Annotated in this window: 22 protein-coding genes; 9 read left to right on the top strand and 13 right to left on the bottom strand. The window is 42.8% G+C overall.

Features of this window, described 5'->3' with window-relative positions; all coding sequences use genetic code 11:
- Nucleotide 1: 1 nt before the first annotated feature.
- Together DFP79_RS08565 and DFP79_RS08560 are read left to right on the top strand one after the other, a co-directional pair.
- A complete protein-coding gene (locus DFP79_RS08565; RefSeq protein ID WP_133503545.1) occupies nucleotides 2-1,624 on the top strand; it encodes a methyl-accepting chemotaxis protein in 1,623 nt (540 codons plus the stop codon).
- Nucleotides 1,625-1,838: 214 nt separating this feature from the next.
- Complete coding sequence (locus DFP79_RS08560) at nucleotides 1,839-3,467, top strand: methyl-accepting chemotaxis protein (protein WP_133503543.1); 1,629 nt, start codon at nucleotides 1,839-1,841, stop codon at nucleotides 3,465-3,467.
- Nucleotides 3,468-3,584: 117 nt separating this feature from the next.
- Here the strand turns inward: DFP79_RS08560 and fghA are convergent, their stop codons facing one another.
- Complete coding sequence (gene fghA / locus DFP79_RS08555; RefSeq protein ID WP_133503542.1) at nucleotides 3,585-4,415, bottom strand: S-formylglutathione hydrolase; 831 nt, start codon at nucleotides 4,413-4,415, stop codon at nucleotides 3,585-3,587.
- A 71-nt stretch (nucleotides 4,416-4,486) separates the two neighbouring features.
- The gene (locus DFP79_RS08550) at nucleotides 4,487-5,602 is read right to left on the bottom strand and encodes an S-(hydroxymethyl)glutathione dehydrogenase/class III alcohol dehydrogenase (protein ID WP_133503540.1); all 1,116 of its coding nucleotides are present in this window, start codon (nucleotides 5,600-5,602) and stop codon (nucleotides 4,487-4,489) included.
- 187 nt (nucleotides 5,603-5,789) lie between these two features.
- Here DFP79_RS08550 and DFP79_RS08545 point away from each other — a divergent pair, with 187 nt between their 5' ends.
- From DFP79_RS08545 to DFP79_RS08535, 3 genes are all read left to right on the top strand, one after another.
- Nucleotides 5,790-6,698 (top strand): LysR family transcriptional regulator, encoded by a 909-nt coding sequence (locus DFP79_RS08545; RefSeq protein ID WP_133503539.1) that lies wholly within the window; start codon nucleotides 5,790-5,792, stop codon nucleotides 6,696-6,698.
- 1 nt (nucleotide 6,699) lies between these two features.
- A complete protein-coding gene (locus DFP79_RS08540; RefSeq protein WP_133503537.1) occupies nucleotides 6,700-6,957 on the top strand; it encodes a DUF3820 family protein in 258 nt (85 codons plus the stop codon).
- Nucleotides 6,958-7,072: 115 nt separating this feature from the next.
- Nucleotides 7,073-7,765 carry an aspartate/glutamate racemase family protein gene (locus tag DFP79_RS08535; protein WP_133503536.1) on the top strand — a complete coding sequence of 231 codons (693 nt, stop codon included), beginning with the start codon at nucleotides 7,073-7,075 and terminating at the stop codon, nucleotides 7,763-7,765.
- A gap of 52 nt (nucleotides 7,766-7,817) precedes the next feature.
- Here the strand turns inward: DFP79_RS08535 and DFP79_RS08530 are convergent, their stop codons facing one another.
- Entirely contained in the window at nucleotides 7,818-7,949 is a 132-nt protein-coding gene (locus tag DFP79_RS08530; protein WP_133503534.1) for a helix-turn-helix domain-containing protein, read from the bottom strand.
- Between the two features lie 107 nt (nucleotides 7,950-8,056).
- On the opposite strand from DFP79_RS08530, the gene DFP79_RS08525 reads away from it, so the two are divergent.
- Nucleotides 8,057-8,902: a helix-turn-helix domain-containing protein gene (locus DFP79_RS08525; RefSeq protein ID WP_133503533.1), complete on the top strand. Its 846-nt coding sequence runs from the start codon at nucleotides 8,057-8,059 to the stop codon at nucleotides 8,900-8,902.
- Here DFP79_RS08525 and DFP79_RS08520 read toward each other — a convergent pair.
- From DFP79_RS08520 to DFP79_RS08500, 5 genes are all read right to left on the bottom strand, one after another.
- Nucleotides 8,899-9,669 (bottom strand): ABC transporter ATP-binding protein, encoded by a 771-nt coding sequence (locus DFP79_RS08520; protein WP_133503531.1) that lies wholly within the window; start codon nucleotides 9,667-9,669, stop codon nucleotides 8,899-8,901. The genes DFP79_RS08525 and DFP79_RS08520 overlap by 4 nt on opposite strands.
- Nucleotides 9,670-9,697: 28 nt before the next feature.
- The gene (locus DFP79_RS08515; protein WP_133503530.1) at nucleotides 9,698-10,816 is read right to left on the bottom strand and encodes a succinylglutamate desuccinylase/aspartoacylase family protein; all 1,119 of its coding nucleotides are present in this window, start codon (nucleotides 10,814-10,816) and stop codon (nucleotides 9,698-9,700) included.
- Entirely contained in the window at nucleotides 10,813-11,580 is a 768-nt protein-coding gene (gene hisM, locus DFP79_RS08510) for a histidine ABC transporter permease HisM (RefSeq protein WP_133503528.1), read from the bottom strand. Before hisM ends, DFP79_RS08515 begins: the two co-directional genes overlap by 4 nt.
- Complete coding sequence (locus tag DFP79_RS08505) at nucleotides 11,577-12,278, bottom strand: ABC transporter permease (protein ID WP_166637680.1); 702 nt, start codon at nucleotides 12,276-12,278, stop codon at nucleotides 11,577-11,579. The genes hisM and DFP79_RS08505 overlap by 4 nt, the downstream gene beginning before the upstream one ends.
- Nucleotides 12,279-12,396: 118 nt before the next feature.
- Nucleotides 12,397-13,167 carry a transporter substrate-binding domain-containing protein gene (locus tag DFP79_RS08500; RefSeq protein ID WP_133503525.1) on the bottom strand — a complete coding sequence of 257 codons (771 nt, stop codon included), beginning with the start codon at nucleotides 13,165-13,167 and terminating at the stop codon, nucleotides 12,397-12,399.
- 553 nt (nucleotides 13,168-13,720) lie between these two features.
- Between DFP79_RS08500 and DFP79_RS08495 the strand changes: the two genes are divergently transcribed.
- Nucleotides 13,721-15,688: a methyl-accepting chemotaxis protein gene (locus tag DFP79_RS08495; protein WP_133503524.1), complete on the top strand. Its 1,968-nt coding sequence runs from the start codon at nucleotides 13,721-13,723 to the stop codon at nucleotides 15,686-15,688.
- Nucleotides 15,689-15,824: 136 nt separating this feature from the next.
- Here the strand turns inward: DFP79_RS08495 and DFP79_RS08490 are convergent, their stop codons facing one another.
- The 4 genes from DFP79_RS08490 to DFP79_RS08475 form a co-directional block, all read right to left on the bottom strand.
- On the bottom strand, nucleotides 15,825-17,201 hold the full coding sequence (locus tag DFP79_RS08490) for a class II fumarate hydratase (RefSeq protein ID WP_208111408.1): 1,377 nt from the start codon (nucleotides 17,199-17,201) through the stop codon (nucleotides 15,825-15,827).
- 37 nt (nucleotides 17,202-17,238) lie between these two features.
- Nucleotides 17,239-17,586 carry a hypothetical protein gene (locus tag DFP79_RS08485; protein WP_133503522.1) on the bottom strand — a complete coding sequence of 116 codons (348 nt, stop codon included), beginning with the start codon at nucleotides 17,584-17,586 and terminating at the stop codon, nucleotides 17,239-17,241.
- Nucleotides 17,587-17,899: 313 nt separating this feature from the next.
- Nucleotides 17,900-18,379: an FKBP-type peptidyl-prolyl cis-trans isomerase gene (locus DFP79_RS08480; RefSeq protein ID WP_133503521.1), complete on the bottom strand. Its 480-nt coding sequence runs from the start codon at nucleotides 18,377-18,379 to the stop codon at nucleotides 17,900-17,902.
- 171 nt (nucleotides 18,380-18,550) lie between these two features.
- Complete coding sequence (locus tag DFP79_RS08475) at nucleotides 18,551-19,129, bottom strand: DUF1439 domain-containing protein (protein WP_133503520.1); 579 nt, start codon at nucleotides 19,127-19,129, stop codon at nucleotides 18,551-18,553.
- A 255-nt stretch (nucleotides 19,130-19,384) separates the two neighbouring features.
- Here DFP79_RS08475 and DFP79_RS18230 point away from each other — a divergent pair, with 255 nt between their 5' ends.
- On the top strand, nucleotides 19,385-19,789 hold the full coding sequence (locus tag DFP79_RS18230) for a YebG family protein (RefSeq protein WP_133503518.1): 405 nt from the start codon (nucleotides 19,385-19,387) through the stop codon (nucleotides 19,787-19,789).
- Nucleotides 19,790-19,872: 83 nt separating this feature from the next.
- On the opposite strand, the gene DFP79_RS08465 is transcribed toward DFP79_RS18230, so the two are convergent.
- Complete coding sequence (locus tag DFP79_RS08465; RefSeq protein ID WP_133503517.1) at nucleotides 19,873-20,547, bottom strand: cytochrome b/b6 domain-containing protein; 675 nt, start codon at nucleotides 20,545-20,547, stop codon at nucleotides 19,873-19,875.
- Nucleotides 20,548-20,851: 304 nt separating this feature from the next.
- On the opposite strand from DFP79_RS08465, the gene DFP79_RS08460 reads away from it, so the two are divergent.
- The gene (locus DFP79_RS08460; protein WP_133503515.1) at nucleotides 20,852-21,865 is read left to right on the top strand and encodes an SRPBCC family protein; all 1,014 of its coding nucleotides are present in this window, start codon (nucleotides 20,852-20,854) and stop codon (nucleotides 21,863-21,865) included.
- The last annotated feature ends 133 nt before the right edge of the window (nucleotides 21,866-21,998 follow it).

Genomic DNA, 21,998 nt, shown 5'->3' with positions numbered 1-21,998 from the left:
TATGGCTCTAAAAGATGTCTCTGTTACAACCAAATTATGGTCTTTACTCGTTGGCTTTTTGATCATTATGATCACATTTGAAGCCGCCGCTTATACGGAGTTATACCACTCCCTGTTAAGCGGTCGAAAACAACAAGTAAAAGAACAAGTACAGAACGCATATTCGCTCATTGATCACTATGTTAGCTTAACGGACGAGCTTGGCAAAAAAGAGGCTCAACGACAAGCCATTCATGCGGTATCCTCTCTACGATTCGGTGAGAAAGGCTATTTTTGGATCAACGATCTTAATCACACCTTATTAGCCCATCCCCTGCGCCCTAACTCGATAGGAAACGATATGACGCAAATACAAGATCCAAGCGGCCAATATCATTGGCAAGCCATGGTCAATATTGCGAATTCAAAAGGTGAAGGCTTCATTGAATACTATTTTCAGCCGCCAAACTCCGAAGAGGCTCAATCTAAAGTCTCTTACGTGAAAAAGGTGAACGATTGGGGCTGGGTAGTCGGAGCGGGCGTTTACTACTCTGAAGTAACTCAAGATTTTTGGTCAGAGTTCAAATTATCATTCTCCATTGAAGGCGTTATTCTCTTGGTAGCATTACTATTGAGTTCTAGCCTTGTACGAAACATTACCCTGCCGTTAAAACAACTCACGAATCACCTTCAAGTATTGGCTAATGGCAATATGATCGAACGAGTCTCTATTGATAGGAACGATGAAATCGGTAAATTGGCGTTTGCAGCCAATACGTTATCAGACCATTTGAACCATACGCTCAGCAACGTAGCAAATGCTATTAGTGAGTTGCAATCCGTCACCGTACAAATGAAAGAGAACACATCCAATACAGAGCGCGGCGTAAACAACCAATTTCAAGAGGTGGATAAGCTTGCCGCCGCGATGAACGAGATGTCGTATTCAATTAAAGACGTTGCACAACACGCCAAAGACACGGCCATCGCAACGCAATCAGTGCAAGTGATTACCCAAGAAAGCAGTCAAAACTTAAGCGAAACAAATCACAACATTCATGTATTGACTCAACATGTGGAAGAAGCAAATCAGGTCATTATTCAACTGCTAAAACAAACAACGGACATTGACTCTGTTTTAGGCGTCATTGGAGATATATCCGAGCAAACCAATCTTCTGGCATTGAACGCAGCAATCGAGGCGGCACGAGCGGGCGAAATGGGCAGAGGGTTTGCGGTTGTTGCTGACGAAGTACGCTCACTTGCAAGCAGAACTCAACACTCTACCGTTGAGATTCAAAAGATCATAGCAACCCTTCAAAGCCAATCTGCGTCCGCAGCTGAATCAATGCAAAACAGCACCCAGAAAGCGGAAGAAAGCGCAGACATAATGAATATCGCAGCCGACAAGTTGACCTATATGACAACGGAAGTAAGTGATGTATCAAGCCGAAGTGATCACATTGCAACCGCAGCCAGCCAACAAGGCAGTGTCGCTGAAGAAATCAATGAAAACCTTCTTGGTATTCGCAATGTTTCAGAAAAAGTACTCGAAGACACCAAACAATTAAGCGATGGAAGCCGTTTGATTGCAGAAATGGCAAGCTCACTTCACTCCCAAATAAGCCAATTTAAATTTACTTAAATAACGTTCACTATTTACAGCATTTGTATACGCTCAACAAAAAGTTCCTGTTCTAATAGAAAAAGCAGGAACTTTTTTGCTTGTAATACGTCCGAAAACAGCTCAATTTCTCTCACAAATCCGCATCTCCTAATTCGCAATTATTGACACTTTTAGTTCAATTTTTCAACAATACTGAAACAGTGCTACCCATTCCTATAAGGAGATAGGCGATATGAACCTACGAAATCTACCTGTTGCGACCAAACTTTGGTCGCTCGTTATTGGCTTTGTGATTATTCTTATTGCATTTGTGTCTTTCGCGTATTTCGAACTCTATCGTGAGCTTGTCGATGCTCGAAAAATGCAAGTCCAACAACAAGTTGAAACGGCGTACACGCTTATAGAGCACTACGTCGATCAGGGTGATCAAATCGGAGAAGAAAACGCAAAAAACCAAGCTCTTGTTGCACTGTCCAAACTTAGGTTTGGTGAAAAAGGTTATTTCTGGGTAAATGATCTAAACCATAAGGTTCTCATGCACCCTACCGCTCCACAAATCGTCGGTGAAAACATGTTCAGAAGCCAAGATAGAAAAGGGCTGTATCTGTGGCAAGAGCTGGTCAAAGTCGCTAAGAATCAGGGAGAAGGCTTCGTTGAATACCATATCCGCGACACTCAATCAGACGACGAAACCATTCACGCGAAAGTCTCCTATGTGAAACTGCTCAATGAATGGGGATGGGTTATCGGAACCGGCGCGCTCTACTCTGAAGTAATGACAGATTTTTGGGTTGCGTTTAAGTGGTCTTCGGTACTAGAAGGCATCATGATCGTTGTCGTCTTATGCATCAGTGCAGGACTGGTTAGGCACATTACATCTCCTCTAAAACAGGTTACTCAGCATCTACAAGTCCTCGCGAATGGCAACATGACTAAGCGCATATCCATAGACAGAAAGGATGAAATTGGCGTCCTTGCACAAGCCGCCAACACGCTTTCAGAAGCGCTCAGCGTAACATTGCAAAACGTCTCCAATGCGATTACTGAATTGCAATCCGTTTCCCTTCAGATGAAGGAAAACACCGCCAGCACTCAGCATGGCATGGACAACCAATTTAAAGAGCTGGATAAACTCGCCGCGGCCATGAATGAAATGTCTTACTCAATAAAAGACGTTGCTCATCACGCTCAAGATACGGCTGGGGCAACACGCTCTGTTAAAGAAATTACTAAGGAAAGTAGTAGCAGTTTAAGTGAGACAAACCACAACATACAATCTCTAACACATCATATTGAGGACGCAAACGATGTCATTGCACAGCTATTACAACAAACCTCAGAAATAGATTCCGTACTCAGTGTTATTGGCGACATTTCGGAGCAAACAAATCTGCTTGCGCTTAATGCGGCAATAGAAGCGGCACGAGCAGGAGAAATGGGGCGCGGTTTCGCTGTAGTTGCTGACGAAGTACGTTCACTGGCCAGTCGCACGCAAGACTCAACGGTTGAGATTCAATCTATTATTGAAAAACTTCAAGAGCAATCCAGAACGGCGTCTAATTCGATGCAGGAAAGTACGCGCCAAGCAGAAGATAGCGCTGAACGAATGAACCATACGGCTGACAAATTGAAAAACATGGCGGCTCAGGTGGATGATGTATCAAGCCGAAGCGAGCATATCGCCACAGCATCGGGTCAACAAAACTCTGTTGCGGAGGAGATAAATGAAAACTTGCTGGGCATTCGTAATGTTTCCGAACAAGTATTAGAAGAAGCACGTCAACTCAACAATGGAAGTCAATTGCTTGCAAACATGGCTGGGTCGCTACAATCTCAGGTAAACCGCTTTAAGTTTTCCTAGCAATTTAAATCATAACCTTTAAATAAAAAAATCGGTAAATGATCAATTTACCGATTTTTTTAGGACTTTTCCTATTGGTGCTACCAAGACAGAGCCCCAACAATATAAGCGTCTATGCTATTTCAACGCAGTCGCATGATGCTCTAAATGGTCATCAATAAACGACGCGATAAAATAATAACTATGGTCGTATCCCGGCTGGCGACGCAAAGTTAAAGGGTGATCCGCGGCAAGACAAGCCGCTTCTAATGCTTCTGGTTTCAATTGCTCAACCAGAAAATCATCTGCTTCCCCTTGATCCACCAGCAATGGCAGTTTTTCCTTCGCGTTCGCAACCAGCAAAGAAGCATCCCATTCTTCCCAAGTAGCCTGATCTTCACCCAAATAGCCTTTAAAAGCCTTATGCCCCCAAGGACACTGAGTTGGGTTAGAGATCGGAGCAAATGCGGAAACAGACTGATAACGTCCTGGATTTTTCAGTGCGCATATTAATGCACCGTGTCCACCCATTGAATGTCCAGAAATTGAACGCTTTTGGGTGACAGGGAAATGCTCTTCAACCACATGAGGTAACTCCTGAACAACATAATCATACATATGATAACTATGATGATAAGGGTCTACCGTTGCATTCAAATAGAAACCCGCACCCGAGCCAAAATCATAGCTCTCGTGCTCTTCTGGGTAATCTGTACCACGAGGACTGGTATCAGGACACACGATCGCCAAGCCCAATTCCGCCGCTCTTTTAAATGCACCGGCTTTTTGAATAAAGTTTTCATCGGTGCACGTTAAGCCTGACAACCAATACAAAACCGGAACCGCTTGGCTTTCTGCCTGAGGTGGCAAGTAAATGGCAAAAGTCATGTCGCCTTTTACAGACAAACTCTCATGCTTGTATCGCTTTAACCAGCCGCCAAAGCTTTTTGTGCTGGATATGAGTTCCATATTGTTCTCCTTAGTATGAGCATCGCCGCATTTGGGCGATGCTCATCAGTGAATACGTTATAGGCTCACTCTTATTGATCAAATAAGATAACAGTACGGATACTCTTACCTTCATGCATTAGATCAAAAGCATCGTTGATGTTTTCCAACGACATGGTATGAGTTACAAATGGATCGATCTCAATTTTGCCGTTCATGTAGTCTTCTACGTAACCCGGTAATTGACTACGACCTTTAACACCACCAAACGCGGAACCTTTCCATACTCGACCCGTTACCAATTGGAATGGACGAGTAGAGATTTCTTGGCCTGCACCTGCCACACCGATGATGATGGATTCGCCCCAACCTTTATGGCAGCACTCAAGCGCCTGACGCATGATTTGTACGTTACCGATACATTCGAAAGAGTAGTCTACGCCGCCATCCGTCATGTCGACGATTACCTGCTGAATTGGCGCATCAAAGTTCTTCGGATTAACGCAATCAGTTGCGCCAAATTGAGTCGCCATTTCAAATTTAGATTCATTGATATCAATGGCAATAATTTTCGAAGCACCCGCCATGCGCGCGCCTTGGATAACAGATAAGCCAATACCACCCAAACCGAATACGGCAACGGTTGCGCCTTCTTCGACTTTAGCTGTATTCAATACCGCACCGATGCCTGTCGTGATGCCACAACCCAGTAGACACACTTTTTCCAATGGCGCATCAACGTGAATTTTCGCCAATGAAATCTCAGGAACCACACTGTACTCAGAGAATGTAGACGTCCCCATGTAATGGAAAATAGGCTCGCCGTTAATACTAAAGCGGCTAGTGCCATCTGGCATTAAGCCTTTACCTTGAGTTTCACGAACCGCCTGACACAAGTTCGTTTTGCCAGATTTACAGAATTTACACTCGCCACACTCAGCCGTGTACAAAGGAATGACGTGATCACCTGGTTTTAGCGTAGTAACGCCCTCACCCACTGCTTCAACAACACCTGCGCCTTCGTGGCCTAAGATCGCAGGGAAAATGCCTTCTGGATCGTCGCCAGACAGTGTAAAAGCGTCAGTATGACAAACACCTGTTGCCACCATGCGAACTAATACTTCACCTGCTTGTGGGTCCTGAACATCCACTTCTTCAATTTTTAACGGTTGGCCTGGTCCCCAAGCAACAGCAGCTTTACATTTCATTGCACACTCCAAAAATTGGTTTGAATTCGACACTTTCTAAATCAAGTGAAAGGAGTGTAGTCGTAAATCATTCAGACGATAATGCTCATTTTGGCAATTTATTATTGCCATACAGCAACAATGAATTTAAAAGAGTGTTAAATAGTTATAATATAACACCTTATATAAAATCAATTGAGACCACAAAATGAAAAATTGGGAAGCGATGGAAGCCTTTGTTGAAGTCGTTCGTCAAGGTAGCTTTTCAGCAGCGGCCATAAAACTAAGTGTCTCTGCTTCTCATATCAGCCGGTTAGTGACACAACTGGAATCCGAACTGGGCAGTACACTCTTGTTTCGCACAACCCGCCGGATTCGCTTAAGTGAAGCAGGTGAGTTGTATTATCAACATTGCCGAGGCTTACCCGCCGCTCTCAGCAGTGCAGAAGAAGTCATTTCATCACTGAATCAAGCGCCTATTGGTTCCTTTAAAATGACCTGTGCAACGACCTTTGGTGAACGATACATCGCACCGGTAATAAACGACTTTTTAACCACTCATCCAAAAATTGAACTGGATCTACACTTGACCAACCGCGCTGTGGATCTGATCGAAGAAAATTACGACCTCGCCATTAGAATGGGCTCAATGAAAGACTCCAGCCTCCTCTCTCGACGCCTTTGCGATCGCCAAGAGTTTCTTTGTGCTTCAAGAGAATACATAGATCAATACGGCATGCCGCATACCTTGTCTGAACTCAACAAACATAAGTGCCTAATTGGTTCAAAAAATCACTGGCTATTTCAACAAAACGGCCAACGAAAAGAAGTTAAAGTCAGTAGCCAATGGCGTAGCAACTCTGGTCTGGCGTTACTGGATGCCGTCAAAAAAGGTCTCGGCATTGCTCAATTGCCCGATTATTACGTTCAAGAAGAATTCGACTCAGGCCACCTTGTTCCATTATTATCGCAATATCAATACCCTTACAGCGGTGTTTGGTTGGTCTATCCAAAATCACAAACGCTTTCACCCAAGTTAAAAGCCATTTGTGATTTTCTGATTCACCGCTTTGAGCATGATAAGATTCTCGACATATCGACACAGCGAAACTATTAAGATGTTTGAAAAAGAAGATTTAGTACAGGTAGCTCGCCAAACAATGCCGTTTGGTAAATATCAAGGCCGATTGCTGATAGACCTACCCGAGCCTTACTTACTGTGGTTTTCCCATGAAGGCTGGCCAGACGGAAATTTAGGCCGTTGGCTTCAGCTAACGCTAGAAATTAAAGTGAACGGTTTAGAGAATTTGGTTGAGCCTTTGAAAGCCCCCAAAGAATCCAATCGCACTAAACCCCAGATCAGCATCAAGTTTTAAGAAACGAAACGCTTCTAATACACAGTGCTCGTTTTTATTCCTTCTATCTGTATCGGGACAAACATCCGTTCCCGTTCTAATCTATCCTCTATTTTTAAATTAGCCGAGGTAGATTATGAAAACGATTGGCATATTAGGCGGAATGAGCTGGGAATCCACCAGCTTGTACTATCAGATACTCAATGACGAAACAAAGAACGCGCTCGGCGGACTAAATTCTGCGAAAATATTGCTAAGCAGTGTTAACTTTGCCGAAATTGCAGAGCTTCAACACAATAACGACTGGGCATCTTTAGCGGATTTACTGGCAAATGAGGCTCAAAAGCTCGCCATTGCGGGCGCAGATTTTCTTGTTATCGCGACCAATACCATGCATAAATTGGTGCCGGAGATTCAAGCTCGATGCACTCTCCCAATATTACACATCGCAGACAAGACTGCTGAGGCCATCGTCGAAGCAGGCCATAAAAAAGTGGCTTTTATCGGCACCCGCTTCTCCATGGAAAGTGACTTTTATGTTGAGCGGCTTTCGTCTAATTACAATCTAGAGGTACTCACCCCAAATAAGCAGGACCGAGAAATAGTACATACTGTAATTTACAATGAACTTTGTCGGGGAAAAATATCCGCAGATTCAAAACAACACTACCTTGAAATCATCGATAAACTTCGCTCTCAAGGTGCCCAATGTGTGATTGCAGGCTGTACTGAAATTACGCTACTCATAGAGCAGCAGGATCTTTCCATTCCCTTGTTTGATACCACTGAAATACACGCAAAAGCAGCGGTTCGATTTGCTCTTAGCTAACATTCGTTAACCATGAACAAATAATTTTTGATAGGCTTGCTTTAGAAATTCGCTATTTTGTTGATTTGTAGCGTTTTAATTCACGATTTACAGAAATTCGATGATATTTAGCGGTATTAGCGATAGAGGAGAACGACATTTCTTGTTCTAAAAGAGCAGAAATCTGGTATCTTTTCGCTGCCATCAACGGCTAATTTGTAAAAAGAAGCGTCGCAGTCTAAAAATTTGGCTTGTTCCACACCTGTCTTGCAGTGCCACACTTATTATCTGAATTTAGGGGAGATAAATCGATTGTCCGAAAAAAACATATCTGCAAATTTAAAGGTGTTGTGTAGCTATAGCGACAGTATCTCTAGCTGTTGTCGAAAAATGGGCATCAATCGTCAGCAATTCACCAAATATTTAAGTGGGACAAGTGCACCTTCTGTAAAAAATCTGCGAAAAATGTGCGCGTTTTTTGGGGTTGAAACAGAAGAGATTACGATGGATACGGATGCTTTTAAAAAGCTGGTTTCATCACGACGACGTGTAAAGAAACCAAAATCCATATTAGACAACAGCCCTCAGGGGGAGCGACATACAAAATTGCTCGAAAGTATGATGCTGAAGTCTTCCGAAGATATTCAACCCTACCTTGGTGACTACTATTATTATTACTTTACACCGTCTTACGAGGGGCATATTAGTAAAGGTTTTGCTCGCATTTCGCTTGTAGATGACATCGCTTATTCGCATTTTTATGAGCGTGCAGAGCCGGGCCAAGCCATGTTAGAGGGCTACGAAATTGGGAAATTTGTTGGTGTGGTGTTTGTCTTAGGCGAACGAATACAAATTGTCGATTATGGCGTCCATTGCCAACGAGCAATCTCTCAAACCGTTCTGTATGGTGCCACCAAAGGCAGTTTTAGTTTGCTGTCTGGTATTACCCTTGGGGTTCAAGGTCGTAACTCTCGCATTCCTTTTTCTTCACGCATTGTGTTTGAAAGAATCGCATCAAACATTTCGCTAAAGCAAAAACTCAAACATGTGGGCCTATTTGAAGTGGACGCTGCTGATATTTCTTCTGTTATCCGATCCCGGCTTGAAACCTCCAGCAGCATAGCGCACCCACATATTTTTACCGCGTTAGAAAATTAAAATTCGTGATTAAGAAAACGTTTTAAACGGTCACTTTTTGGGTGCTCGAAGATCGCTTCTGGCGACCCAGACTCTTCAATTTTTCCATCGGCAAGAAAAACGATTGTATCGGAGACCTCTTTAGCAAACGCCATTTCATGTGTCACCATGATCATAGTGCGGCCTTCCTCAGCCAGAAGACGAATTACTTTAAGCACTTCTTTCACTAACTCGGGATCGAGTGCTGAAGTGGGTTCATCAAACAATAGAATATCCGGCTCCATTGCGAGCGCTCTTGCGATGGCAACGCGTTGCTGTTGTCCACCAGATAGGAAAGCGGGATATTTCATTGCAACATCGGAATCAAGGCCAACTTTTTTAAGGTAAAGATGCGCCTGCTTAATGGCATCACTTTTGTCTTGCCCTAAGACTTTCATTGGTGCCAATGTGATGTTCTCTAATACTGTCATGTGGCTCCAGAGATTAAAGTGCTGAAACACCATGGCAAGTTTAGTACGAAGTGTTTGCAGTTCTTTCGCGTTGGCGAATGTCATGCCTTCATGATCAGAAGTCATTTCTATCATCTGATTATCAAAGTAGAAAACGCCATCACTAGGTTGCTCAAGAAAGTTAATGCACCTAAGTAATGTACTTTTCCCAGAACCGGACGAGCCTATTAGAGTAATAACCTCACCCGCATTGGCCGTTAGATCAATACCCTTTAGTACTTCATGACTTCCGTAGCTTTTTCTCAGCCCTTCAATAGACAGTTTCTTTTCTAAACTCATTCTTTCATCAACTTTGTTACATTAAGGGTTATGGCGCCAATAAATAGCCGCTACGAATAACATCATCGCCAGCAATGTGAGCAACTAACATGCCCGCCGTCGCCGTTTTTCTCATTGTAAACGAAAACAGTATGCCGGATTGGTTCGCTCTTATTTGTTCTACATTGTCAGATATCGGATCAATGACTTCTGCAATTAATTGTCCTGCCACAATGTGTGAATCAAGTTCTGCGCACTGCACTACAACACCCGAAGTCTGACTTTTTAAAGGTTCAACGGCGGCCAATAATTTGGCCTGAATGCTGGATTCAGGATGCGAAGGAAGCGCAGGGGGCTTGTCGGTAATGAGATGAATGCTTCTCATGAAATTTAGGATTGCGTTTGCGTCATGGTCGCTCTTTTCATGCGATACGTTGTTCTGACCACATAATTCAAGTGTTATGGCTTGGCAGGCTTTCGGTATTTTTTCACCATAACAATCTGTCAAACGCTTCCATACCATATCAATGGAAGAATCAAATGGGTTCCCCCCTGTTTCATCGGCAAGCATGTTTACCTGAGCACCGAGGTAATGAGCAAGCGGCTTTACACTGTCCCATGAATAGTGCGTACTGTAGGTGTGTTGAATTGCTTCAAAATCGCAATGCATGTCGATGATGTAATCGGCATCGCAACAAAGCGACAACAGCGCTTTTTGCATAGAATGAAACTCAGTATCAACGTACCAATCATTGACCGCTTGCTTGATCGCAGAACGAATCAGTTGACGGTTCTTGGATAAATCCTCTCCAAGTTGCCCATCAATCCGTTGTTTTACCTGCTCGAACGTATCAAGGTAGCCTCTATTAAAGTTAAAACCATTCTCTAACTCGTAGCGCCCCAGTGGAATATCCATAAGATGCTGATTTAGCCCAATAGGATTGGCAACGGGTACGAGTATGATCTCTCCTTGAATGTGACCTTGCTGTTCAAGAGTAATAAGCTGTTGCTTTAATTTCCACGCGGCCAGCATTCCCGGTATTTCATCGGCATGCAATGAAGCTTGCAGGTAGACTTTTGGCCCGTTACCTGTGCCGAAGTGAAAACTGTCTATTGCTCGGCTGGTGCCTAAAGAAGGCGAAATAAGTGGCGATGTTATGTGTTTCATTTTCGTACGACTTTTCTCATTTTTCCAAAGAGCCCCAGCATGTTAGGCCTGTTTGTATGTGGTTTAACAATGTGAGCGGTGTAGTAGGTTTCAAACTTTTTAAAACCGTAGAAGATCGCAAACGACAAAATAAGATAAAGAATGGCAGCGATACCAAATGATTGGAACGTCATGTAAGTGGCTGAATTCGCGTCCCTTGCTACTTTTAAAATGTCTGCAACCGTGGCGGTAAAGGCAATGGTGGTTGAATGGAGAACAATGATGACTTCGTTACTGTATTGTGGCAGAGATTGTTTAAACGCAGCTGGAAAGATAATGTGTCGATATACTTGAAACTTACTCATACCAAACGCTTTACCTGCTTCTACTTCACCGGCATCGACGTTCTTTAACGCGCCCGCGAGCATTTCACACATATAGGCGCATGTGTTAATGGAGAACGCCAATAAAGTACAGTTCATGCCATCTCGAAAAAAACTGTTTAACAGCGGCTGATCTTGAACAAGTGCCAGACTGTAAATGCCGGAATAGCAAATGAGCAATTGCAAATAAAGCGGCGTACCCCTAAAGAGAGTGGTAAATGCTTGAACACTCCAGCGTATTGCAGGCATCTTAGCGTTACGCGCAAGTGAAAGCGGTATCGACATAAGAAAACCTAAAACAACAGAAAATATCAGTAACCAAAGCGTAATCACCAATCCTGAATAGTTGTATCCATCAGAATACAAGAAAGGCTTCCAATAGGTTTGTAGGAGTTCGATCATGATTTACTTTCCTTGATACCAACATGGAAATAACGATTTAGTTGTGAAAAGACTGCATTGCTTACCATGGTATAAGCGAGGTACATGGCACCAGCGAGAAGCAAGAAAGAAAACACATTATTAGTCGATTTTCCGGCTTCTACTGCCGCATTAATAAGGTCATTTAATCCTATGATCGAAACCAGTGCGGTTGCTTTGATCATTACTTGCCAAATATTTGAAATCCCCGGAATGGATAAACGCATCATCTGAGGAAAAATCACAAAGCGGAAACTTTGCATATTCGATAGGCCATACGCTAAAGCGGCTTCGATTTGCCCCTTGGGAATGGACTGCAAAGCGCCTCGAAAGGTTTCAGAAAAGTAGGCACCGTAAATAAACGCTAAAGTAATCACACCGGCGTGAAAAGGATCAATCACGATATAATCCCAACCGAAATACAGACAAACATCGCCGACCCAACTTTGAATGCCATAAAACAGCAATAGCATTAACACCAGATCAGGAACACCTCTAATCAAGACAGTGTAAGCGCTGGCGATTAAATACAGTGTAGTACTTTTTGCGCGTTTGGCTAATGCCGTAACGACACCTAACAACATCGCGCATAAGAATGACAACAGAGATAATTTGATGGTCATCCAGGCACCTGACAATAACAGGCCGCCATAACCCTCCAAATGGAAAAGACTATTCATCATTGTTAATTGCTTTCACTTTTCTCAAGTACATTAATTGAAGGATATAAAACAAAAAGAAGGTGCCAATAAGACGGTCTTTTAGACTGCTTATTGGCACCTTCAATGCTCTTATTTATTACTTGCTGTAGAGGTCCAGATCACCGAAGTGTTGGCGTTGAATCATAGCAAAGGTGCCGTCTGCATGTATGGCTTTAATACCATTGTTAATCAGTTTTGCAATTTTGCTATCGCCTTTACGAAGTGCGATAGCTGAATCGGCTGGCAGCAGTTTGTCGACCATTTTCTGATTGGAATACTCAGGATGATTGGCATCTTCGATAAAACCGACTTGAGCTTGTGTCATGTCTTGCATAGAAGCGTCAATACGGCCATTTAGCAAATCAGCGTAAACTTGGTCTTGCGTCTGATATGACTGAACTTTTACCCCAAACGGCGCTAACTTAGCCTTGGCATAATCTTCTTGCATTGATCCCTGTTGCACACCAACCGTTTTGCCTTCTAATGACTCGGCAGTAGGTAGTAAGTTCTTGCTGCTAAGGCTCAACATAGATGAAAAACCAGTCCAAGTTCTATCCGAAAAATCGACCACTTTTTTACGTTTTTCAGAAATGCCTAGTGACGAAAATACTGCGTCTATTTTGCCGACACGTAAGCTAGGAATCAAACCATCAAAACTCATCGATACCCATTCACACTTCTTGCCAGCTTTTTCACAAATAGCGTTACCAAGGTCAATTTCAAAGCCAGCTAGCGAGCCATCGGCTTGTTTGTATTCAAACGGTGGGTAAGTCGGATCCACGCCAATTCTAATAGTATCAGAGGCAAAGGCGGAGTTTTGCAGCACTAGGCTTGCTAGCGCTAAACAAGTAAAAGCGATTTTCTTCATATTGGGAATTTCCTGATGTGAGAATGACTGTCTTTTATAAAATCTCGGCCTATCAATTGTAATTGTCATAATACGGCCTCATCAATACTGTATCTTATGGCTTCTTAAGCCGTCCATTGACACAGAGAGATTCAAATAAGCGGGTTGTCGCAAAGTAGCGTCAGATCGCGCCACATCGTTCAAAACCCGCACAGTTTAGCGCCTTAGAGTCAAACTCTATGCGCATTCCCTATGTTTCACACCGCAAATATGAGCACAGAAACCATCGTCGAAGCCGCCGTTCGCTTTGCTCTTAGCTAACATTGGTTAACTATGAATAAATAATTTTTGATAGAATCCAGATGTAGTTCATTTAGAGCACTTGGATGACGTCAGACAATCTATTCCGATCTAGACTTGAGAGAAACCATCAAGGCTTACTTTCGTCTTTAACAAAGGCGCAAATGTACTTGTTCTCCGATCTCAAATGGAAATGCTCTAATGGATTTACCTAAATGGATTTAACTATAAGGAAACACACAAACAAAAATGAATACTAAAACGAGATCTATAAATGAGAATTAAGAGTAAGCTGTTAATTGCTTTTTCTGTTGCAACACTATTGCCTGTCGTATTAGTCACCCTAATCACTGCAGTATTATCCTCCAATCAGGCACTTGAAGATTTTTCTGAAAACAGCAACCAAACCTTGGCGGCAGTGGAAAAATCATTTGACCAATTTATTAGTGATATTCGCTATGTCGTGGGATATATCTCCGAAAGCGACAATGTCTCCGCAGCCAACGCTGCACCGCTAACAACCTACTTCGACAAATCAGGCAAAGCCCCCAGCAAGGTATCGCAAAAAGTCGGAGGACGAGAAGCCGCGCTTTTCAATATGTTTGAAGATTTGGGTAAACAAAACCCAAACTACGTCTACGTGTACATGGGCGACAAAGACGGCGGCTATATGGAATGGCCAGGAACCTATGAATACAGTGAATGGTATCCGAAAAACGAACCTTGGTATGACATAGCAGTTCAAAACCCAGGAAAAACGGTTTTAAGAGAAGCCTACTACTGGGAGCCAGATGACGCAGTCTATGTTTCAGCCGTTCACTCGTACAATAAAGGCAGCGAAATTGGCGGTGCAGTAGCGATCGACTTTTCCATTAAAACACTGACGGAAATGGCCAGAAAAACTAAGTTAGGCAAAGAAGGCAGCCTGATGGTGATCGAAAACACTGGGACAGTCTTGGTCGATGCTCTTAACCCAGAAAACAACTTCAAGCCTATAAACAGCATTGCTGGTGAAGCGTACACCAAAATAGCCAATACCTCGTCTGGCATGATCAGTTTCTCACTTGGTGGAAAAGATTATGCCGCCAACGTTTACACATCACCCAATTTAAAATGGAAATTTGTAGGCTTACTCCCTACTTCTGAAATCTACGCTGGATCGATCGAGCTCATTAAAACCACCATTCTCGTGAGTAGCTTACTGCTCGCTGTATTCATCTTATTAAGTTTCTTTATTGCTAAACGATTGATTACTCCTATTGAATCGGTTTCTGGGCATTTGCGTGTTATTGCGGAAGGTGAAGGCGATTTAACCGCTAAAATAGACATTAACTCGCGCGATGAAACGGGTGTTCTGTCTAATTGGTTTAACCAATTTATCGAAGCGACTCGAAGACTCATACAAGACATCAAAAACTCTAGTATTGAAATTGATGAAACCGCAGCGAAAACAGCTGCAAAAGCACATGATGTTGCACGATCTACCGGAAGCCAGCTTCAATCTATCGAGCTTATTTCTGCAGCCGGACAACAAATGGTGATTGCCGCGAATGAAGCAGCCGAAAACTGTGTTCATACCGCTAAATTTTCAGAGCAAGGTCTGGAAACGACTGTTGCTGGTAAAAAGCTAATCAAAACCAATGCCGACGGTGTTACTCGCCTAGGTAACCGCTTGGAAGAGTCCAACAAAATCATTTCTGACTTAGAAAAAGAAACGGGCAACATCAATCAAATTCTTTCTACGATTCAAGACATCGCAGAACAAACAAACCTTCTGGCATTAAATGCAGCCATTGAAGCGGCACGAGCGGGTGAACAAGGACGCGGGTTTGCAGTCGTTGCTGATGAAGTTCGCAGCTTAGCGCAACGCACACAAGAGTCGACAGAGCAGATTGGCAGTATACTCACACAACTTTCTAGCAAAACGAGTCAGGCATCTAGCTCGATGGTTGAAAGCCTGAATGAATCAGAAAAAGCCACAGAACTTTCAATGGAAGCGCTCGAAGCTTTCAACAAAATTGAAGACGTTGTGATGCAAATGAAAGATATGACGATGCAAACGGCTGCATCCGCCGAAGAGCAACGCGCCGTGACCGAAGACGTTAATGCCAACATAAATAACATTAGTGATTCGGCACATCATATTTCTTCAATCTCTGACGAAGTTGCGGCACTTTGTGAAGAGCAGGATTCTCTCAGTAAACACCTGTACTCGATCGTTACGCGCTTCAAAACAGAATAAAATCCGTTCAAAATAAAAGAACTAAAAAATAGGGAGCATACTCGCTCCCTATGCCTTCAAGCCCGTTGTTGATGCCAGTCACGCAGTATGAGTATGAAGGCCAAACCGTAATTCGTTATCCCTAAGAACCACCTGCTTATAAGCCTCCTTCCGTCAGCGTTTTTGGATCAAGCAACTTTATAAGTTCTTCACGACTGAATTGAGTCTCTTGCTCGGCAACATCAATAATCGCGCGTCCTTCTTTATACGCCAATTTCGCGATTTCAGCGGCCTTTAGATAGCCGATTAGCGGGTTTAATGCAGTAACAAGGATCGGATTTTTATCCAGAGCCTCGTTCAATTTTTCCTGATTAATTTCGAGCGTACCTATGGCCTTATCCGCTAATAAAACGGCGCTGTTTGACAGCAACTCAATACTAGACAGCAAGTTAGACGCGATAACAGGAAGCATGACGTTTAGTTCAAAATTACCCGATTGTCCTCCTATTGCGATCGTTGCATCATTCCCGATTACTTGCGCTGCAACCATGGCGGTCGCCTCTGGTATCACGGGATTAACTTTTCCCGGCATGATCGACGAGCCCGGTTGCAGCGCCTCTAATGTAATTTCTCCCAAGCCAGCCAAGGGACCCGAGTTCATCCATCGCAAGTCATTGGCGATTTTCATAAAGGTGACAGCGGTTGTTTTCAGCACGCCGGACACGGCGACCGCGGTATCTTGTGAACCTATAAGCGAAAAAAAGTCTGTTCCGGGAACAAAATCTATCCCCGTGATATCAGTCAGTTCTCTCGCGATAGTCGATGCAAAATCAGGATGCGTATTGATCCCCGTACCAACGGCTGTGCCGCCTTGTGCCAATCTTAATAGTTTGGGCTGGATGGCGTTTAAGTTGTCTATATTGTCCTGAAGTTGAGCTGCCCATGCATGAAATGTTTGATCCATTCGCACTGGCATCGCGTCCATTAAATGAGTTCGCCCGGTTTTGGTAACGCCCTTTAACGTTTCTGCTTTTGCCGTAATGCTAGACGCCAAATGCGTTAGAGCAGGCAACAACTTGGTCGATATTTCCATTGCAGCACTGATATGAATCGTACTGGGTATAACGTCATTACTGCTCTGACCAAAGTTCACGTGGTCATTTGGGCTGATGCTTTCAGTCGCTCTCTGAGAAGCCAATGTCGCAATCACTTCATTGGCATTCATGTTGGAACTTGTACCCGACCCCGTTTGAAAAATATCGACCGGAAAATGTTGCATGATGTCTTTTTGTTCCAACAACTCACCACATGCTGATTCGATGGCTAAAGCAATGTCTTTGGGGATGCATTCTAATGTTGAGTTCGAGCGTGCAGCAGCCAGTTTTACTAAAACAAGCGCTCGGATGAAAGCTTCTGGCAAAGGCTTCCCACTGATTGGAAAGTTATTTATAGCACGTTGAGTTTGCGCACCATATTGGGCGTCTTTTGGAACCTGAAGCGGCCCCATACTGTCTTTTTCGATACGTACGTTCACGTTTATACCACTCTTACTGACTTCGTTTAATAGCGCTTTACTGGGTAAAATAGCGACGACTCAATGTCCGTAAATCTTGCTCAAGTTGAAAATATTCAGTCGCATCTTGATCAGTAATCACCAAACGATTTAACTTTTGCAGAGGTCGATATATATGATCAAGGCACATTAATCGCCAATGATAAGCGACAGAGGTATCACACATAGTTTCAAGCAATACACCAAACACTCGTCTATAGAGTGTATTTGCATCCGATATATTTAATCTCTCTGCATAGCATTCACAGGTTTTTAGATAGTGCTCAAGCACTTGGGGAGAATCCTCACAGTGACCGTGCTTAATAACTTGTTCGAGTACAGAAAATGGAACAATAAAATGACTCATAGCCACCTCTCAAAGGATGCAAATGATAACTGTTATCAATATTGAGTCACGAATTCGGAAGTGTCAAGATAGTAATAAGAATTATTTCTATTTTAGATAATGAACGCCACAGTCTGATATATGCCGAAAATCAGAGAAAAGTAATGCAGGTTAGGAAATGACGAGTAAAAATTAAAGAGTGGAAAATATAGAAAGAAGCAAAGCTGCCCGTTCTACTTATAAAGAGAGGAGAAATGTATAAGTATAAGCGGCAAACATGCGATGAAATCACACATTGCCGCTTAAAAACGATCACATACAAACTGATGCGTGATCAGTGATGATGCCCACCTACGCCATGAGCGTGACCATGTGCTACTTCATCATCTGTTGCTTCTCGCGTATCGACGATTTCAACAGAAAAAGTAAGCTCTTTACCCGCTAGAGGGTGGTTTACATCAACGGTCGCATGCTTAAGCCCAGCTTTGATTATGGTAACTTGGCGCATACCTTTGTCCGTTTTAATCATTGCCACCATGCCCGGTTTCCAACGCTTAGCGCCTTGTAAGTGCTTGATTGGCACTTGCTGAGTTGCGTCGTCGCTACGCTCACCGTAGGCATCTTTACAAGCCACTGTCACTTCAAATTCATCACCTTTGCTTTTGCCTTCCATCGCTTTTTCCAAGCCAGGAATGATGTTGCCGTGGCCGTGTAAGAAAGCAAGTGGATCCGCACCGGCAGACGTTTCTATTAGCTCGTCGCCTTCACGTAGTGTGTAATGAAACTGCACCACGGTATTTTTAGCAATTGTCATTTTAGTTCCTTCGCTAAATCAAATATAAAGCGCGATTGTACATTACCCATAGCCATCGAGAAAAACACAAACGCTGTTAAAAGGGAGATTTTGGCTAGGGAAGGTACGAATAAAGAGGAGTTATCCATACGCTGAAGCCAGTGGACTTGTTCACACCTTCCCTAGGATACGCTAAAACATTGCAAATTCTATCGCATCATCCGTCACTTGTATTTCATCCACCAGCGTAGCAGCCAGCTTCTCGGTCGCATTATGATCGAGTGTATACACGGGGTGTTTATCGAAATAGCGAGCAATGGCTTGTTCTAATTCGTCGTGCACACTCCCCAGTGTTGACCTTAAAATCTGATCGCTAAAGTTGGTCCCTTGAACCGTCACTTCGGTCAATTTTGGCGCTACTAAATACACTCTGTCTTCTTCAAGTCGAACACCCGATTCTAATTTAGGGATCAACTCTGTCGTCATTGTGAGCGTTCGTCCAAACGCAGCAATCTTACCTTGAATGTCGGTCTTTAAATCAATTTTAACAATCCCACCAAAATCAGAGCTCAGATCGACTGTTGCACTTTGCACCAGCAACACTAGATCAAGCGTTTTATCTTCCATCGTCAACCTAATTTGATCAGGTTGGTGTTCTGACAGGCGCGTCGCTATCTCTTTGTTTAGATCAACTTCACTTAAACTTACGCCATTACAACCACTTAGTAAGGTTGTAGCAAACGCAATCAGCAGTAATGTCGCTGCTTTCATTGTTCGTTCTCTCCGGTTATCACTCTCGTTGAAAAGCCGATATCAATCTCGCCCTTCACTGTTTCTTAAACGTACTTTGTGTTCATTCTGATCTATATCAGAAAAATATCACCCCAAAAAATACAACATAACGGCCATACCGGCAGGAAACATGTATTTTAAAGCCTCCCTCGCATCATACAGAACAAATTAGACTAGACAATCACCCAATAAACTGTATATTTGTACAGTATATTATATGAGAGGTGCTCAATTATGCCTGTAGTTGTTAAATACGTTGTCGAACGTAATGGAAGTGAAAAAATGACCTTTACGAATAAAACCGATGCTGATGCATACGACAAATTACTCGATACGTCGGATGCTCTTGTCGAACTCATTACTTCTGGAGAGATTCTTGATGACGCAAATCAAGTAGAAACACTGGCGATGTTCTTAGCTCAAAATAAAGATGACGTTCTCGCAGCCCTTGGCAACAAGCGAAAAAAAGCAAAAGCATCAAATAAAAACGCTGACGATACGAAGAGCCCCTCTTCTGACTTACTTGATGAGCTGATCATCGAACCAGATGAAGAAACCGCCTACTCTGAAAACAACATTGCTGAAGACACGACTCAATTTGATGATGTCGATGACTTCATAGACAGTGATGCTGCCTAGAGTTTAAGGAAGGTGTGAACAAGTCCACTGGCTTCAGCGTGTGGATAACAGTCGTTTCTGTTTGCCTATCAAGAACAAATATTCTAGATAGGCAAACTGATCAACCAAGCTAACCAAGCAAGAGAAAGAACCAAACAGATTACGATTGCTATGCGTGGCGTTCTTGCTGCCTCGTCGTCGTTTCCTAGCTCTTCTGTGTTTTTTCTGCCCGTAATCATCGCTCTAATTAATCGCTCACTAAGCTTCAGCTCATGAAACAAAACGGCTGCAATATGAATGGCGACAAGATAAAGCAGAATATCAGGCAACGTATGGTGGATAAACGCCATGGTTTCGAGAGTATCCTCTGACGCACTTTCATAGAACGGCCCATACCAGAACACTTCATCGCTCGAAAAAAGCCCAGTAATCCATTGCGCACTTAACAAAACAATCAGTAAAACGACCATTAAGGCACCAATTGGATTGTGCCCTGCATGCGCTTCTTTATTACCTGACAGTAACGATTTCAAATACGCAATAACGTGGCGCGGCCCTTTCAAAAATTGACTAAAGCGCGCATACCTAGAACCCACAAAGCCATAAAAAATACGAGCAAGAATCAATGCTGACAGAGTGTACCCTGCGTAAAAATGCCATTGAAAATAATCTTCTTCTGATTTACCTGTAAAAATCAGAACACTGAATGCAATTACTAACAGCCAGTGAAATGCTCTAATGGGCCAATCCCACACTAACGTTTGATTCACTTTGTTCACTTTGGCTCTCCTATTTATATTCGCTGCCCTATTTAACTATTTCCCGATTTGCCTACTTATTCGTTACAAAAAACGACCCGATACGCCATGATTTTTTTGACATTAATTCAGTTTAATGAAATTCTGGTAAACACAATCTATATTAAAAGTAACAAAATAATTACGGAAGATGGACTTCAAAAAAGCGAGATCGTTCATTAAAAGGGTCAATTAATGCTTTTTCCAATCTAATGTATTGTCTTAAGGATAAGTTTGATAGCACTTTACCGCTTTCTTAGTTCTCACACCTAAATGGATGATTGATATGGTTTTAATAGGCTTAATAGTAGGGTGTGCCCTCGTTGTCTTAATATATTGGTTGCTCACACATGGAGATTTTCAGTTTCAACGCCACCAATATATCGAAGCCGACAGTAACGAGATATACAAAGAAATCGTAAACCTCGCAACATGGCCTAGTTGGTGTGTTTGGCGATCCTACGAGCCGGATGCTGACATACAACTCGACTACTTTGACTCTCAATCCATTTCCGCATCGTATTTAATAATAGAAAGTAACAAGATTTCAGAAACCCGAATTCAAAGGCAATCTGAAGACGAAGTAGAACAAATCATTTCCTTTTCGATAAGCAGCCCAGGTCATTACTATAATGATTTTCTAATTTATGCGCATCTTACTCAAAGAACCCATAACACATTAATCACATTCGATGTCGAGGGTAACGTCCCTTTTATCAAACGCCATAAATTACAAAAACACCTGTCTAATATCGCTCTGGATTTAGAGCTCTCTCTTATCGCTTTAAAGCACCGAGTAGAAAGAAAGAAAAAACACACATCAGAAATTAAATTTGAATTAATAGGCTGCCAAAAACTAGAGACATTGGACGCAGTAACTCGACCATTTGAGGTAACAGAGCAATCTATCTCACACGTTATGGAAATTGGGTTTCACGACCTCTTTACCGCACTTGGCCCTGAAAACCCACCGACGGGCGCTTGTTTTGCGATTTACAACAAGGCGGATCTACTATCCCACCATTTCAGTGGCACATTAGGTGTTCCAATTCAGCACCTAACAGACTGCAATTTACACCCAAAATGTATTCGCTTATCTAGCCACTATTTACAACTCAGATATCAAGGCCCCTACAAGTATTTATACCTTGCATGGCGATTCATTAGTGTTCAGGCTAGGTTAAACGGTTACCGTTACAACCATTCAGAGCCTGCCATCGAGCTTTATGAAGTGGGGCCTAAAGATGCTGATGAAGAAGACTTGTTTATCACTATTCTCTCACTTCCGATTAAATCTTAAATGAGCGTCAATTAAGAACCAATATGACGTTTTTTCGCAACTTTCGTACTGTTTAAATGCTCGATCTTAAAATATGATACCCAACAGGGTATCTGGGCTACCTTACAACGTTTCACAATCACGCCCCTACTTT

The sequence above is a fragment of the Marinomonas balearica genome, assembly GCF_004362145.1.
GTDB classification, from domain to species: domain Bacteria; phylum Pseudomonadota; class Gammaproteobacteria; order Pseudomonadales; family Marinomonadaceae; genus Marinomonas; species Marinomonas balearica.
The sequence above is the reverse complement of the archived record's forward strand: the minus strand, read 5'-3'. Positions and strand labels throughout refer to the sequence as shown.